Origin of the sequence: Croceibacterium segetis (assembly GCF_011320115.1) — a bacterium.
In the GTDB taxonomy this organism is placed as follows: Bacteria; Pseudomonadota; Alphaproteobacteria; order Sphingomonadales; family Sphingomonadaceae; genus Croceibacterium_B; species Croceibacterium_B segetis.
On the sequence record NZ_JAANOZ010000010.1, the window covers coordinates 88,359 to 103,561 of the forward strand.

Consider the following 15,203-nt stretch of genomic DNA (forward strand, 5'->3'; position numbering starts at 1 on the left):
AAGCGCTAGGGCTTCGGGTACCAGTAGTTCTGGTGACAGCCCTGGCACGCCTGGTCGAAGCTGCCGATCAGTTCGCCGGCTGCCTTGAGATCATGCTTGGTGGCCGCCGCGGCGAGGGCTTTCGCCTGTTCCTCCATGGCCGCCGCCGAAGCGCGGAAGCCGGCGGGATTGGCGTCGATCATCGCCTGGATCTGTTCGCGCGAGGAAACCCCTTCAGGCACTTTGCCGCCGACGAGGTCGGGCCCCGAGGCGCGGATCACCTTGGCCACGGCAAGCCGGTGGGCATAAGTGCCGAGCGATTGCGCGCCTTCCGCCACCTTGGCCCAGGCAGCCGCGTCCATCTGCGTCGGGTCGAGGCCGCCGTTCTCGTCCATCGCCGCGTTGCCGACGTCCCAGATGGCGAGCGCGGCCGGGTTGACGCCTTCGACCATGTTCGAGCGGACGTCGACCGCTTCGCCCGCCGGTTCGGCCGCGATCGCCGCGGCGCCGATCGCCAGTGCCGTAATGGCGATGGTCCATTTCATTCTGCCGCCTCCTCAAGCTCTTCGCGCTCATGTGCCTGGCGCGCCCACATCTCGGCATACAGCCCGTCGAAGCGCAGTAACTCCGTATGTGTACCATGTTCGGCGAGGCGGCCGTCGTGCATGACGTAGACCAAGTCGGAATCGGCGATCGTCGACAGCCGGTGCGCGATCGACAGGCTGGTGCGGTGCGCCGAGACGCGCCGGAGCGTCGCGAGGATATCTTGCTCGGTACGCGTGTCGAGAGCGCTGGTCGCTTCGTCGAGCAGCAGGATCGGCGGGTTCTTGAGCAAGGTGCGGGCGATCGCCACGCGCTGTTTCTCGCCGCCTGAAAGCTTGAGCCCGCGCTCGCCGACTTCGGTGTCGAAGCCCGCCGGCAGCTTCTCGATGAACGGCAGGATCGCCGCCCCGCGCGCCGCCTCGATTACGTCTTCCGGGGTCGCGTCGTCACGGCCGTAGGCGACATTGTAGCCGATCGTATCGTTGAACAGGACCGAGTCCTGCGGGACGATGCCGATGTGCCGGCGTAGCGACTCCTGGGTGACCTCGCGAATGTCCTGTCCGTCGATCAGGATGCGCCCCGACCACGGGTCGTAGAAGCGGAACAGCAGCCGGCCGATGGTCGACTTACCCGCACCCGAAGGCCCGACGATTGCGACGTGGGCGCCCGCCGTGACTTCGAAGCTCAGACCGTGGAGGATCTGCCGGTCCCGGTCGTAGCCGAACTCGACGTTGTCGAAAACGACCGTGGGACGGTGGACGACCAGCGCCGGCGCGCCGGGGGCGTCCCGCACCTCGACTGGCGTGTCGATCAGGCGGAACATCAGCGCCATGTCGATCAGCCCCTGGCGGATCGTGCGATAGACCCAGCCGAGCATGTCGAGCGGGCGGAACAGCTGCATGAGGTAGGTGTTGATCAGCACCAGGTCGCCCGGCGTCAGGCGGCCCTTGCTCCAGCCCCACACGGTGAAAGCCATCGCCCCGCCCATCATGAGGTTCATGATCAGCGCCTGGGCAATGTTGAGCAGGCCGAGCGAATTCTCGCTCTTGATGGCCGCCTCGGCATAAGCGCGCATCGCCGAACCATAGCGCGCGAGTTCGCGTTCCTCGGCGCCGAAGTACTTTACGGTCTCGTAATTGAGCAGCGAGTCGACCGCGTGCGCCAGCGCGCGCCCATCGAGCTCGTTCATCCTATGCCGCAGGTGAGTGCGCCATTCCGTGATCGCACGGGTGAGCCAGATGTAGCTGACCACCGTGACGGCGGTCGCGGCGACCATCTGCCAGCCGAACTTGAGCTGGAAGATCGTCGCCACGACGATCATCTCGACTGCGGTCGGCGCGATGTTGAAGAGCAGGAAGTAGATCATCGTGTTGATGCTCTTCGACCCTCGCTCGACGATCTTGGTCACCTCCCCGGTTCGGCGCGAGAGGTGGAAGCGCAAGCTCAGTTCGTGCAGCCGGCGGAACACATCTTCGGTCAGCTGGCGCACCGCTTCCTGGCCGACGCGCTCGAATATGATGTTGCGGACGTTGTCGAACGCGACCGTGGCGAAGCGGCCGGCGGCGTAGGCGATCACCAGCGCCAGCGTGACCCACACCGCCGTGCTGCCCTTCGAAGCCATCGTGTCGACCGCCCCGGCGTAAGCGAACGGCAGCGCCAGCACGACCACCTTGGCGAGGAGCACGAACAGGCCGGACAGGACGATCCGCCCGCGCAAGTCGGGCCGCCCGGCGGGCCAAAGATAAGGCAGGAAGCGGCGGACCGTCGTCCAGTCAGCCAGATCGGCTGTCTTCGTTCGCTGCTCGCCCTCGACTCTCGCCATCAGCGCCAGATGGGACCGGCGGTGGGCAACGGCAATGGTTCTTTGCCGCGAGCGGTCAGCCGAGGATTGCGCCGATCATTGAATCGCGTTTGTGGACGCTGCGCGGCAGGTCGAACAACACTTGCTGCTTGCCGAAATCGATTGCCACCCGGCGGAACAGCTTGAGCGCGCTGATGCCCAGGATCAGAGCCGGTTTATCGTTCATCCCAAGCGTCTGAAAGGTCGGCGACTCGGCGAACATGATCGGAATCTCGTTCAGCGACATGTTGTTGATCTCGAGCTTCTTGCCCATGCGCACCGCGGCGGTGAGTTCCTTCCCGTTCACGTCGGTCATGGTGTTCTGGCCCACATTGTGCGTCTGGCGAAGGCGAAGCTGGTCGAGCAGCACCATGTTGCCGACGCTGGCCTGCGAGCCGGTATCGACGATTACGTCTACATCGATCCCGTTGAGCCGCGCCCCGGTAATGATCAGCTGTCCCAGGCGGCGGCGTGCCTTGACCACGATCTCGTAGCCTCGATTGCCGCCCAGCGACTTGGCGTCGGAGACGTAGATGCGCTCATTGTGAAAATCGATCAGCACGCGCTGGTCCTGCAGGCTGTCGAGCCCGAGAATGCCGTCCGCCCCGCCGATGTTCTCCCCTTGGACGATCGGGGCGGCCCGGATGTAGAACTCGCGTGTGCCGAGCATGAACTCGGGAATGCCGGTCGTTTCCACATCTGCTTTGCTGGCGATCCCGACCAGGATGGCCGGGCTGCGCTCGGTCAACCCGAGGCGATTGGCAAGATCGCTCGAGACGACGGTCGCCTGCGCTCCGGTGTCGACCATGAAGCGGAATGGGCCCTGCCCCTTGATCGTCACCGGTACGGTGACGCGCTCGTTGCGTTCCTGCTGCAGCTTGATCATCTCGGCATCAGCCGGGTCGGGAAGCGGCTGAGGCGCTTCGGCAGATGTCGCGGCAACCGCCGCCAGGACCGACAGGATGCTTAGCCAGCTCATATCGCATCTCCTCGCCTCCCACCTTGTCCCAAGTTCCGGGGGATGGCGCGGCCAAGATACCACGCCAGTGGCCTATCCGGCAAACACGATCACGCGCCGGCCACGCCGGTTGCCTGGCGGCGGCCCAGCACTAGGCCGGTCAGCTCGCGCAGCGCCGCGCGCGAGAACGCCAGCAGCAGACCGGCATAGCACAAGGCGCCGAAGGCGAACTCGAGGGACAGCCGCTGCCACGGCGCCGCTGGGCCGAGGGCACGGCTGAGTGCGAGCACGGCGAGCGCCATTGCCACGCTCGCCAGCAGTCCTGGCGCGACGGCGGCGCCCAATTGCCGGGCGGTAATGCCGAGCTTGCCGCGCGCTTGCATGAAGATGGTCAATGGCAGCACCGGGAACGCCAGCAGCCAGGCATAGGCGAGCCCGGTCGCGCCCCACTCCAGCCCGATGAGGAACGCCGGCGGCATGACCAGCGCGCCGAGCAGCGAGGCGCGCGCGGTCACTCGGACATGCCCGGTGGCGTTCACCGCCGGGGTGAACAGGATGTACAGTGTCTGCGCCGGCATCGCGAGAGCAAGGATCGTCATCAGCTGCGCCATCGCCCGCCACTTGGCACCGAGGACCACCGCCACGAAGTCCGGCGCGACGATCGAGAGGCCCAGATAGAGCGGGCAAGTCACCAGCATGATCAGCCGCACCGCCTTGAGGAACGAGGCGGCGAGCTGGGCCCGATCCTCCTGCATCCGGGCGTAGGCGGGGAAAGCTACTTCGTTGAGAGGCGGGACGAACTTGCTGGCGATCAGCGTGGTCAGGAACAGCGCCTCGGCATAAAGCCCGAGCTCGCTCGCCGATAGTCGGCGTGCCGCAATCAGCGTGTCGGCCTGGGTGATGACCGTCCAGCCGAAAGTGCTCGCCAGCAAGCCGAGGCCGAAGCGAAACATGGCGCCCGACCCCGCAAAGCGGAAGCTCGGCCAGTGCCATTCACGCGTGACCAGTTGCAGGCCCAGCGCGCGAGTCCAGAACAACGCGATCGGCGCCCACACCAGCGTCCACACGCCCCAGCCGGCGAGCGCGCCGCCGAGCGCGACCCCGGCCGAAACTAGCGTCGCCGCGAGGTTGACCAGCGCCTGGCGGCGGAAGTCCATCTGCCGCATCAGCAAGACCTCGGGGATCGAGATGAACGGCGTCGAGAGGAAGATCAGCGCCTGCACGCGGAGCAATTCGGCGATCAAGGGGTGGCGGTAATAGGCGGCGGCGAGCGGCGCGAGGGCGATCTGCAGCAGCGCCAGGGCGCCGTTGACTAGCAGCAGCATGCCGAACGCCTGGCGGATCTTCCGTTCGGTCAGCTCGGGCTCGCGGATCAGCGAGCCGGCGAAGCCGTAGCCGTTGAGGAAATTGAGGAACACGATCACCACCTGGCTCATCGCCAGCAGGCCGTAATCGGCCGGGTCGAGGATGCGGATCACCAGCAGCGTCGCCGCCCAGGCGACCACTTGCGAACCGATCTGGCTTCCCGAGCGCCAGATCACCGCGCGCTTTACGCTGTCGCCGAGGTCGACGCTCGCGCCGCTGGAGTCCGCCGGGGGTGTCATGAGGGCGGCATAGCTCTGCGGCGATAAAATTTGGTTTAGGGGCGGGACGTTAGCTTCGGCCGGCGTACGCCCGAACGATCATCGCCGGTATTGAACGCGGTCGATCTCGCGTAGTATCCGGATGAGCATCGAAGACGACTGTCAGGTTTGCGGGGCAACGACCGGCACCAACAGATGGCTGTCGAACGTACCGCCGGCATGGATCAGGTGCCGGCCGCGGTTTCGCAGGTCCTCGTGCCGGGCGAAAGGCAGGTTCGGCAGGCCGTCGCGGTAGATGTCCATCCCCTTGACTACGAGGCGCAGGGATTCGCCCGCGCGGAATAGTGTGGAGGACGGCCAGATCTCGATTTCGACGGGCACCACCTGCCCCGTTTGCAGCAGTTCCTCGCGCAAATGGCTTTGCACCGGCTGCGACGGCGTCGAGCGCTCCTCGTCGAGCGCGCGGTGACTGGCGCGAAGCCAGCCGAGCGCAACCGGGCCATCGTCGAAGAACGCATAGAAGTGAAAGCCGACCGCGGCACCGCCGGCGTCGAGCTTCTGGACGGCGACGAACAGATCCATGTCGTCGGCGCCCTCGGCCTCGACCCACAGCTTGAGCTTCATGTAGCCGGTCAGCTCGGTGTTCTCGGCAAAGCGGTGGACGAACACCGCCTCGCCCGCCTCGTCGGAGGGGTCGTAGGCGGCGCAAGCGGCGGTGGGAGGCGCGGCGTCGTCCAGCGAACCGTTCGCGGCATCGAGGAACAGCGGGCGGTATTGCGTGCGCGCCAGCGGCCATTCGTCCTCGCCGCGCCAGGTGCTGGCGTGCGCGCTTTCGCGCACTTCGAGATGCACCTGCGGCCAGCGATCGACTCCGGTGTCCTCCCCTTTGAGGAACTGGTCGAAGAACGCCGCCTGCTTCTCCCTGCTTTCGGGCTTGTAGTAATTCGCCCACTTCTTCTGCCCGTGGATCTCCAGCCACTTGCGCGGCGAGCCCATCCGTCGCCACGCCTCGATCGTGCCGCGCGTGTGCAGTCCCTGGTCGGACCAGCTGGCGACGACGAAGGCCGGCACCTCGATCGCGGCGAGATCGACCTCCTTGCTGCGCCAGTAGTCGTCGTAGAGCGGGTGGGCCTGGACGTTGGCGCTGGTGTCTTCGGTGCGGCCGAGCGAGAAGCGCAAGTTGTCGCATCCGCGCGGCAGGAAGCCGGTTTCGCGAATGCCGCCGTGGTAGGCGAATTCGCGGTACCAGTCGGAGAACCCTTCCCACGGGTTGATCGCCGCCAGGTGCGGCGCCCGGAGCGAGGCCACGAGATACTGGATCGAGGCGAGGTACGACACCCCGGTCATGCCGACCTTGCCGTTGCTCCACGGCAGCTGGCCGAGGAACTCGATCGTGTCGTAGCAATCCTCGCCTTCGCCCACGCCGTTGTGGCGCAAGTCCCCTTCGGAAAGCCAGGCGCCGCGCGGATCGGCGAAGGCCACCGCGTAGCCGCGCGAGCACCAGAACAGCGGATCGGGCGCCTCGAACGCGGTAAAGCGCGAAATCCAGCCGGGCTCGACCCAGGCAGGGGGCCACAGCCGGTCGGACAGCCCATGCTTCCCGTAGGGGCTCCAGCCGAGGAGGATCGGCAAGTCCGTGGCTCCAGTATCCGGGCGGTAGATGTCGACCAGGATGCGCACGCCGTCGCGCAGGCGCACCTCGACATTCTGCTCGATCAGCAGCCCGGATTCGGAGCGACGGGCGTACGTTCGCGGGGGCAGCGGCGGTTTGTTCGGCGCGCTATGCGGATCGACGCCTGCGCGCATCAGGAGTTCGACGCTGTCCACAGGCAAGGCTCAGGCTGCGACTTTCTCCGGGCCTTTGCCGGTCGCGCGGTCGACGCTCCAGTCGCCCGCACCGGCGAAAACCAGGTACAGGAAGATGAAGCAGAACAGGATGGCCGGTTCGCCCTTGTTGATCGCCGGCCAGAAGCTCTGGGGCGCGTGGGCCATGAAGTAGGCCACCGCCATTTCGCCGGATGCGACGAACGCCGCCAGGCGGGTCTTGAAGCCGATGATGATCAGCACGCTCGTCACCACCTCGATCGTGCCCGCGACGAGCATCATCGTCGGCAGCGGCCCCGCCCCGGGCATGACCGGCGCGGGAAAGGCGAGGAACTTCATTGTCGCGTGTTCGAGGAACAGTAGCGCGGTCATGATCCTGAGCGCCGCCAGCGCGCGGGGAGACCATTGTTCAAGGTTCGACATGTCGCTCTCCTTCAGGGCCGGATGGCCGGTTCAAGGTCGTCTTCGATCCACCTTCCGGCGAGCAGAATCGCGACCCCCGCGAGCATCGCCGTAACCGCGATGATCAACAACGAATATCGGATCGCCTGCGGGCCGAGCGCAGGGGCGAGCGCATCATTGGCCATGCCGACGAGCAGCGGGCCGACGGCCTGGCCGAGCAGCGCCGAGCACAGCAGCAGGGTGGCAACGGCCAACGCCCGGAGCCGCGCGGGCACCACCTCGAGCACCAGCGCGAAAACCGGGCCCTGGTGGACCAGCGTCAGGAACGCCGAAGCGGCGTAAGCCGCCAGCCACAGCCACGACGGGTCGGCCAGCAGGAACACGACCTCGACCGGGCCGAGCAGCAGGCAGGCGATCGCCGGAATGGTGATCCGCCAGCGCCCGTTGCGGCGGATAAGCCTGTCGATGGCGAAGCCCCCGAGCAGGACGCCGGCGATTCCGAACACGCCGCGGATCGGGCCGATGGTGGAGGCCACTTCGGCCAGCGAAAGTCCGTGCACCCGCTGCAGGAACGTCGGTATCCAGATGCTCGCGGCGAAGACGTTGAGGCCCATCAGCATCGCCGTGGCGACCAGCGCGAGATAGCTGCGCAACCGCAGCAGCTGGCCCAGCCCGGCGAGGAGGCTTTCGAACTCCGGCTTCGCCTCGCGCGCGCGGCTCGTGCGGGCAGGCTCGCGCACCGTCGCCAGGAATACGACTGCGAACACCAGGCCCGCTGCCCCGGCGGCCTGGAACATGGCCTGCCAGCCGTAACGCTGACCGATCCAGCCAAGAACGGGATAGAACGCGATCAGGGCGATCGAATTTGCCGTCCCGAACACCGATAGGGCCAGTGGGCGGCGTTCCTTGCGAAAGAGGTCCGATATCATCGAGCTGGAAGGGGGGAGCCCGCAGGATTCGCCCGCTCCCATCAGGAAGCGCGCCAGTGCGAGCTGCCAGATGTTCGCCACCCATCCGGTGAGCAGGGTCATCAGGCTCCAGAAGGCGAATCCGAAGGCGACGATGTTGCGCCGGTTCGAGCGGTCCGCCACCCAGCCGATGGGAATCGCCAACAGCGAATAGAACAGCAGGAAGGCGAAACCCGAAACGAAGCCGAGCGCAGTGTCGCTGACGTGCATTTCGGCCTTGATTGCCGGCAGTGCGAGGCCAAGCAGTGATCGGTCGAGGTAGTTGAAAGCCGAAACGAGGGTCAGGAAGCCGAGGCTATAGGAAGTCGCCAGCGTCCAGTCCGATCGGGTCCGGGTTCCGGCGGTTTCGCCCGGCATCGCAAGTCCTTCGGTTATCGCGTCAAATCGATAGGCCACCGGCTCTCCCCCGCCTTGTCCCGACACCTGTCGCGGACCACTCCTATGCCGGCCAATCGCGCGGACCGATCGGCCGTTCTCCCATCACAGTGGTTCGGATGAGGTGCCGGCGCTCGTACTTGAAATCGTGCACTCCCCGGTGGAGCAGGAAGCGATTGTCCCACACCAGCAACGTGTTTTTGCGCCACTTGACGCGGCAGTGATAGTGCAGGTGCTGGGCCAGGCTTTGCAGATAGTCGAGGAGGGCCCGGCTCTCCTCTTCGGTCCAGCCGACGAAGCCCTTGAAGTAAGCCGTGGTGGCGAACAACGCCTTGCGGCCGGTCACCGGGTGGACCCGCACTGCCGGATGAATGTTCTCGAGCTCGTCTTCCGAAAAGCCATGTTCCTCGCGAAGGCGAAGCCGCTTTTCCGGCGGCAGCTTCTCGTTCCTGGCCCAGATTTCCTTGCCAGAATAGACTACCTGCAGGCCGTCGAGCAGCGCCTTCAGGCCATCGGAGAGGTGCTCGTAAACCAGGTAGGCATTCGAGAACGCCGTATCGCCGCCGTAGCGGGGCACCTCGAGCGCCCGCATCACCACGCACAGCGGCGGCCGCTTGAGAAACGGGCTGTCGGTATGGAAGTGCTCGAAGGAGGGAACGACATTCTCCGGCTCGTCCGCTTCACGGCGGACTTCCTGCATGTCGCGCATGCCATCGTACGTCGGCGCCTGCGGCAGCTCGGTGATCGGTCCGAAGTACCGACTGAAGGCCTTGTGCTGCTCCGGCGACAGGTCCTGATCGCGAAAGACGATCACCAGGAACTGCTCGAACGCCTTCATGATCTCCGACAGCGTTTCCTCGTCGAGAGGCTCGCGCAAGTCCACGCCCGAGATTTCGCACCCGCACGCGCCGCTGATCGGCTCGACATGGATGCGGCGAAAGTCAGGCATGGGCAGTCCCGCCACAACCGGCACGGCGACCGGTTGCTCCTGACTGGCGGGCTTGCACTTTGTGGCGACCACTTTGGCTCCTCGTGATTAGAATTTCCGTCTGACCGACACCGCCCAGGTTCGCGGTTCCCCGGGTGAACCCTGGATCGAGTTGGTCGAGCCGCGGTTGTCGAAAACGTCGGTGTAGTAGAGCTTGTCGGTCAGGTTGCGGACCTCGAGCGCCACCTCCCAGTCGTCGTCGGCGGTCTGGTAGCTGAGCCTGGCGTTGACCAGCGTCCGTCCGGCTACCAGGCCGAAGAGGTCCTTGTTGCCCGTCGCTGCATCGACGTTGTCGGGGTTACGCTCGAAAGAATCCTCATGACTGACGTCGATCCGCGGCGTCAACGATCCCACTCCGCCCAAGTCGATACGGTACTGGGCACCCACACTCCATTGCCAGGGCGAGATGTAGATGCCCCTGTCCTCGAGCCCGATCCCCGAGTTCGCAGCGGCGGCACTGATAGAGGTGTACTTGAAGTTGAGATACGCGAGCGAGGCATCGATGCTGAAGCCTTCGACCGGGTAGAGGTTGAGTTCGGCTTCGAACCCCTTGACGCGAGCATTGCCGGCATTGAGCGGAAGCGCGCACGGCGCGGCCGGGGCACCGCTGAGCGGGCAATTCGCAACGGTGATCAGCATATCCTTGTAATTGTTGATGAAACCGGAAAGGTTCAGGCGAGCCTTGTTATCGAAGAACTGGCTCTTGAGGCCGCCCTCCCAGGCCGCGAGCGTTTCCGGACCGAACGGAAGCTCCTGCTGGACGAAGAACGGCCGCGGGTTGATGCCGCCGGCCTTGAAGCCGGTCGAATACTCACCGTAGACCATCAGGTGGTCGGTGAAGCGATACTGGATCACCCCGCGGTAGTCCCAGCGCTTACCGGCATACGTGCCGACGGTCCCGTCGATACCGGCGAGCGAGGGTGGCACCTTGCCGCCGCTCGCCGAGCCCGGGATCCCGCCGCGGCCGAAGGTGTAGCTCTTCTTGATGTCGGTGTATCGAACCCCGCCGATCAGCGTGAGGTTATCGAACGGGGTGAGTTCGACATTCAGGAACGCCGCCTTCGTCTTCGATGGCGCCGAGTTGTTGCCCGTGAAGTTCAGTGTGGTCAGGACGATGCGCGTCGGATTGAAGCTGTCTTTGTCGAGGTAATAACCGCCCAGCGTGGCGTTCAGGAGGTCGCCGAGCTTGGCGTTCAGCCGCAGCTCCTCGCTGAACTGGTGGTGCGAGACCCAGTTGGTCTGCAGCGTGTTCGAGAACGGCGAACCCTCGCCCGACGAATAGATCCCGTCGAAATGGCGATAGGCGGTGATCGACGTCAGATTCAGGTTGTCGCTGAGCCTGGCCGCGATCGTACCGCCGACGCCCCACGAATTGATCGCCGCCTTGAGCGGAGCCATGTAGACCGGCGAACCATCGCGCGGAGCGTGGTCGGTGTAGTCCTCGTAGCTGGTGTAAGGACTGTGACTGAATGTGTCCTGGGCGTAATCGCCGTAGGGCGAGTAGCTGATGAAGGGCGAGCCGGTCGCGTTGCCGTAGCTGTTGCCATTGAGCTTGTACGCAGCGGCCGAGGGGCCCGTGGTAGTCGGTCCGGTCAACACCGTGCCGGGCGCGGCGGGGCGCCCGACGTAAAGCAGCGTCGTGGGCCCGGGCTCGCTGTCGTCGCGAGTGACGTCGCCGGCGACGTCTACCGTAATGTCGGGCGTCGGCTCCCAGCGGACGGCGAGCCGGCCGGCGACGTATTTCTTGCCGCCTTCCGTGCCGAGCTTGCATCCGTTGCCGGTGGCAGCGGTTGGGATGGTCGTGCCGGGGTGGGTGCAAGCGTAATCGTAACGGGTGATGTATCCATCCTTGCTTAGAGCCGCCGCGCTGATGCGCGCGTAAAGGTGGCCCGGCACCAGCGAGAAGTTGGCGGCCGCCTTGGCCTGTATCTCGTTATAGCTGCCATATGTCACATCGACAAAGCCGCTGTTGGAATCGTCCGGCTTCTTCGAATAGAGCTTGATCGCGCCGCCGATGGAATTCTGGCCGGCCAGGGTACCCTGCGGTCCGCGAAGGATTTCGACCCGGTCGAGGTCGATCAGGTTGAGCATCGAGCCGTGCAGCGTCGGCAGATAGACGTCGTCTATGTACAGGCCAACGCCGGGCTCTAGCGCGAAGTTGGTGTCGCGTTGGCCGACGCCGCGAATGTAGGCGACGACCGCGGGGCCGTATGTAGCCGGGGCCTGACGCAGCACCACGTTCGGGGCGCTGCCTCCGAGATCTGCCAGCGTCGACGCGCCCTTCTGCTCCAGCTGCTCGCCGGTAACCGCCGTGATCGCGATCGGTACGTCCTGAAGGTTCTGGTTGCGGAACTGCGCCGTGACGACGATCTCGTTCGAGTCGGCCGAATTTGCGCGGGCGTCCTGGTCGGCTGCAACAGCGGCCGTCTGATCGGACGCATCTTGCGCCGCTGCCGGATAGGCCAGCATTGCGGACGCCATAATTGCTACCTCGACCGCCAGTCTGGATACCCACCGGCGTTCAATCTCTCGCTGCCTCTGCTTGCTCATTTCACTCCCCCACCACGCAACTTCGTTGGTCCGAAGTTTGCGGTGGGGGAACGCTATCCGAAGAATGGTCGCTGTCAATTCAAATTCCGGAATTCGGTTTTAGAATTCCGCTAATTGGAAATATTGTCTGGCGGAATTGCCAGCCTGCCATCCCGTCGGCTCCGCGGCGTTGCGGCCGCCTCTCGTTATAATTCCATTATACAGAATAGTAATTTGTTATGATGGAATTTCGTTGACATCGCTGCGGCCGCGTTCATCGTGCTGCGCAAAGAAAAGAGAGAGGGAGGGATGCTATGAGCTTTCGTTCAGGAGGGTTCGCCGTCGCGCGGGTTGAAGCGCTGCCGGCTCGGTCAAGGAATCGAGGTGGTCTGGCAGCGGCCCGCCGCCTGCTGATGCTCGCGGGCGCGGCGGCTGTCTGTGCTTCGGCCAGCGCCTATGCCGAAGACGGCGCGGCGGACGAACAAGAGCAGACGGCGGAACAGGCCAATGCCGCTCGGGCGGATGCCGGCAATCGCGCGGCGGTGCCTGAAATCGTCGTCACCGCCGAACGCCGGGCGACGAACCTGCAGGACACGCCATTGTCCATCGTCGCGGTGACCGGCGACATCGCCGAGGCGAAGGGAATCAAGGACCTTCAGGACCTCTCTCATTACACGCCGAACCTCAGTATCTCGCCCACCCGCGGCAGCGGCAGCAGCTCGGCCAACTTCGTGATCCGCGGAATTTCGGGCGGCGGCGGCGCCTCCGGAGAGCGCGGCGTCGGGCTTTACGTGGACGGCGTCTATATGCCGCGAACCAGCGGCGCGGTGCTGCGGGTGCTCGACATCGACCGGATCGAAGTCCTGCGCGGTCCGCAGGGCACGCTGTTCGGCCGCAACTCGACCGGCGGCGCGATCCGCATTTTCAGCAAGCAGCCGACCGATCAGTTCGAAGGCTATGTCGAAGGCACGCTCGGCAACTTCGATCACCGGGACCTCACCGGCCTGATCAACATTCCGCTGGGCGAGGGTATCGCGCTGCGGGCGCAAGGCGCATACCTGCACAAGGACGGATTCGTCAGCCGCGGGACACAGGAACTCGGCGCGCAGACGGACTATGTCGGACGAGCGCAGCTGCGGGTCGACGTGACCCCCGATTTCACGGCGACGTTCGGCGTCCTATACAACCGCTCGAAATCGAACGCGACGCCGTGGGTGGTCCAGGAATTCGATCTGCGCCCCGGCATCGACGGGGTGATCCAGGGGAACTACGGCGACTTGCTGAACGATGCGTTCAAAGCCGACGGACAGGCGCCGGTTGCGCCCTATAACGACCCGCGGATCGTCAAAGGGCCCTACACGGCTCCCGACGTTTGCCTGATCGACGACTTCAATCCGGACTACGATTCCGCCTGCGATCAGTACAGCAACGACAAGTACTGGCAGGGGGACATGAATCTCCACTGGCAGCTGGGGCCGAACTTCAGCGTCCAGTCGATAACCGGCCTCTCGCAGCTCAAGCATCGCTCGGTGACGGATTGGGAGCTGATCGGTGCCGAGATGCGCTACGACAACATCGATTCCAAGGTGTTCTACCAGGAGCTTCAGCTCAACGCTTCGCTGTTCGATTCCAAAATCGACGTTGTTGTCGGCGGCAGCTATTTCCATGAAGACAGCGACACGCCCGGCGACGATGTCTGGCCCGGCAGCTATGTCCTCAACCGCAGGACGACGAGCGCGTATCCTGCCACCGCGGGTAACCCGCCGAATTCGGATGGGGGCCTCTATTACCGCTCGATCAGCTACACCAAATACAAGGCGGACAGCTGGGGCCTGTTCGGCAGCGCAACCTGGCATATCACCGACGGGCTCAACCTGACCGGCGGGTTGCGCCAGGCATGGGATCACAAGGACTACCTGCAGTCGCGATTCCCGCCCCCGGCGACACCCTATCAGACGCCGGACTTCCGCGTCGCGCCGGGCACCACCGATACCACGGTCACCGCCAGCAAGCCTTTCAGGGCGCTCGATTACCGGGCGACGCTGGACTATCACTTCACGCCCGATATCATGGCCTACGCCACGATCTCGAAAGCCTACAAGGCGGGCTCGTTCAGCTACAGCATCCTGAGCTGGACTCCGGCCAACAACGCCACAGGAGCGAACCAGAGCCCGCTGGTTACTGCGATTCCGAACGAGAAGCTGGTCAATTACGAAGCGGGCCTGCGCATGGAGCTGTTCGACCGGCACCTGCGGCTGAATCCGACCGGCTTCATCATGCACTACACCGATCGCCAGGCGGCGATCCGCGTCAATTGCGGCACAGGTGCGCTCGCCAACATTCCTGCCGGCAGTGCGCAGTGCCCGATCGGCTTCATCCCGTTGCTCCAGGACCAGGGCGATGCCTGGATCCGCGGCATCGAGGTCGATGGGCAGGTGGTGATCACGCCGGACTTTACCCTCGACGGCAGCCTCGGCCTGACCGACTACACGCTCAAGAACGTCCCCGTCGGGACGACCCACCTGTTCCCCGACGCGCCGACGCCGACTTACAACATCGGCGCCAATTACACGCTGCGGGCCGGCGGAGGCTCCGCCACGCTCAACCTCAGCTATGCCTACGTCGGCAAGCAGTCGGTCTACCCGGATGACTCGGAAGATTCGGGCTACATCCTGCCGTCGTACGGGCTCGTGAACGCGCGGCTGCTGGTGGCCTCGGAGTCGCTACCGATGACGGTGACCTTCTACGCCAACAACCTGCTCGACGAGGTCTACGCGACCTATGCGCAGCGTTTCGGACGGGGTTTCTGGGCAACGGGCGGCCCAGCGGTCGGGGTGAACGCTCCGCCGCGCAGCATGCTCAGCGTGGTGCGAGGCCGGCCGCGCGAGTTCGGCGCCACCGTCAAGTACAGTTTCTAAGCGGCGGAGGCACTCCTTGGCACCTTCACGCTTGCTCTCGCTGCTTGTCCTGTTGTCGCCGGCGCTGCTCCCTGCGCCGGCGGCAGCTCAGTCGGGCGGTCGTGCGCGTTCGCCCGCGCAATTTGACAAGATGATCCCGAAGCACCCTGGTCAGTTGGGAGTGTTGGCGCCGGCGAACATTGCCAAGCCGCGGCCCAAGGCGCCGTTCGATGTGACGGGGACGTGGTTCATCGATCTGCGCGAGGGGTTTGCCAAGTTCATGTTCGGGCCGCCGTACCCGAAGTTCTACAAGGAAG

At 65.0% G+C, this 15,203-nt stretch carries 11 protein-coding genes; 2 read left to right on the top strand and 9 right to left on the bottom strand.

The features are described from left to right. Positions 1–5: 5 nt before the first annotated feature. The 9 genes from G7B69_RS12315 to G7B69_RS12355 form a co-directional block, all read right to left on the bottom strand. On the bottom strand, positions 6–524 hold the full coding sequence (locus G7B69_RS12315; RefSeq protein ID WP_166179688.1) for a cytochrome c: 519 nt from the start codon (positions 522–524) through the stop codon (positions 6–8). Continuing rightward, positions 521–2,344: an ABCB family ABC transporter ATP-binding protein/permease gene (locus tag G7B69_RS12320; RefSeq protein WP_166179690.1), complete on the bottom strand. Its 1,824-nt coding sequence runs from the start codon at positions 2,342–2,344 to the stop codon at positions 521–523. Before G7B69_RS12320 ends, G7B69_RS12315 begins: the two co-directional genes overlap by 4 nt. A 55-nt stretch (positions 2,345–2,399) precedes the next feature. After that, complete coding sequence (locus G7B69_RS12325; protein WP_166179692.1) at positions 2,400–3,341, bottom strand: retroviral-like aspartic protease family protein; 942 nt, start codon at positions 3,339–3,341, stop codon at positions 2,400–2,402. A gap of 89 nt (positions 3,342–3,430) precedes the next feature. Then, positions 3,431–4,924 (bottom strand): lipopolysaccharide biosynthesis protein, encoded by a 1,494-nt coding sequence (locus tag G7B69_RS12330; protein ID WP_166179694.1) that lies wholly within the window; start codon positions 4,922–4,924, stop codon positions 3,431–3,433. A gap of 141 nt (positions 4,925–5,065) precedes the next feature. After that, positions 5,066–6,709 carry a CocE/NonD family hydrolase gene (locus G7B69_RS12335; RefSeq protein ID WP_166179696.1) on the bottom strand — a complete coding sequence of 548 codons (1,644 nt, stop codon included), beginning with the start codon at positions 6,707–6,709 and terminating at the stop codon, positions 5,066–5,068. A 30-nt stretch (positions 6,710–6,739) separates the two neighbouring features. Next, positions 6,740–7,150 carry a DoxX family protein gene (locus G7B69_RS12340; RefSeq protein ID WP_166179699.1) on the bottom strand — a complete coding sequence of 137 codons (411 nt, stop codon included), beginning with the start codon at positions 7,148–7,150 and terminating at the stop codon, positions 6,740–6,742. Between the two features lie 11 nt (positions 7,151–7,161). Then, positions 7,162–8,493, bottom strand: coding sequence for a spinster family MFS transporter (locus G7B69_RS12345; RefSeq protein WP_166179701.1), 1,332 nt, complete (start codon positions 8,491–8,493; stop codon positions 7,162–7,164). A gap of 43 nt (positions 8,494–8,536) precedes the next feature. After that, positions 8,537–9,421, bottom strand: coding sequence for a TauD/TfdA dioxygenase family protein (locus G7B69_RS12350; RefSeq protein ID WP_166179703.1), 885 nt, complete (start codon positions 9,419–9,421; stop codon positions 8,537–8,539). An 87-nt stretch (positions 9,422–9,508) separates the two neighbouring features. Further along, positions 9,509–11,941: a TonB-dependent receptor gene (locus G7B69_RS12355; RefSeq protein ID WP_166179705.1), complete on the bottom strand. Its 2,433-nt coding sequence runs from the start codon at positions 11,939–11,941 to the stop codon at positions 9,509–9,511. Between the two features lie 362 nt (positions 11,942–12,303). Here G7B69_RS12355 and G7B69_RS12360 point away from each other — a divergent pair, with 362 nt between their 5' ends. Both G7B69_RS12360 and G7B69_RS12365 read left to right on the top strand, forming a co-directional pair. Continuing rightward, complete coding sequence (locus G7B69_RS12360) at positions 12,304–14,907, top strand: TonB-dependent receptor (protein ID WP_166179707.1); 2,604 nt, start codon at positions 12,304–12,306, stop codon at positions 14,905–14,907. A 31-nt stretch (positions 14,908–14,938) separates the two neighbouring features. Then, positions 14,939–15,203: hypothetical protein (locus G7B69_RS12365; RefSeq protein ID WP_166179709.1), on the top strand; the 265-nt coding region annotated here is incomplete at its 3' end.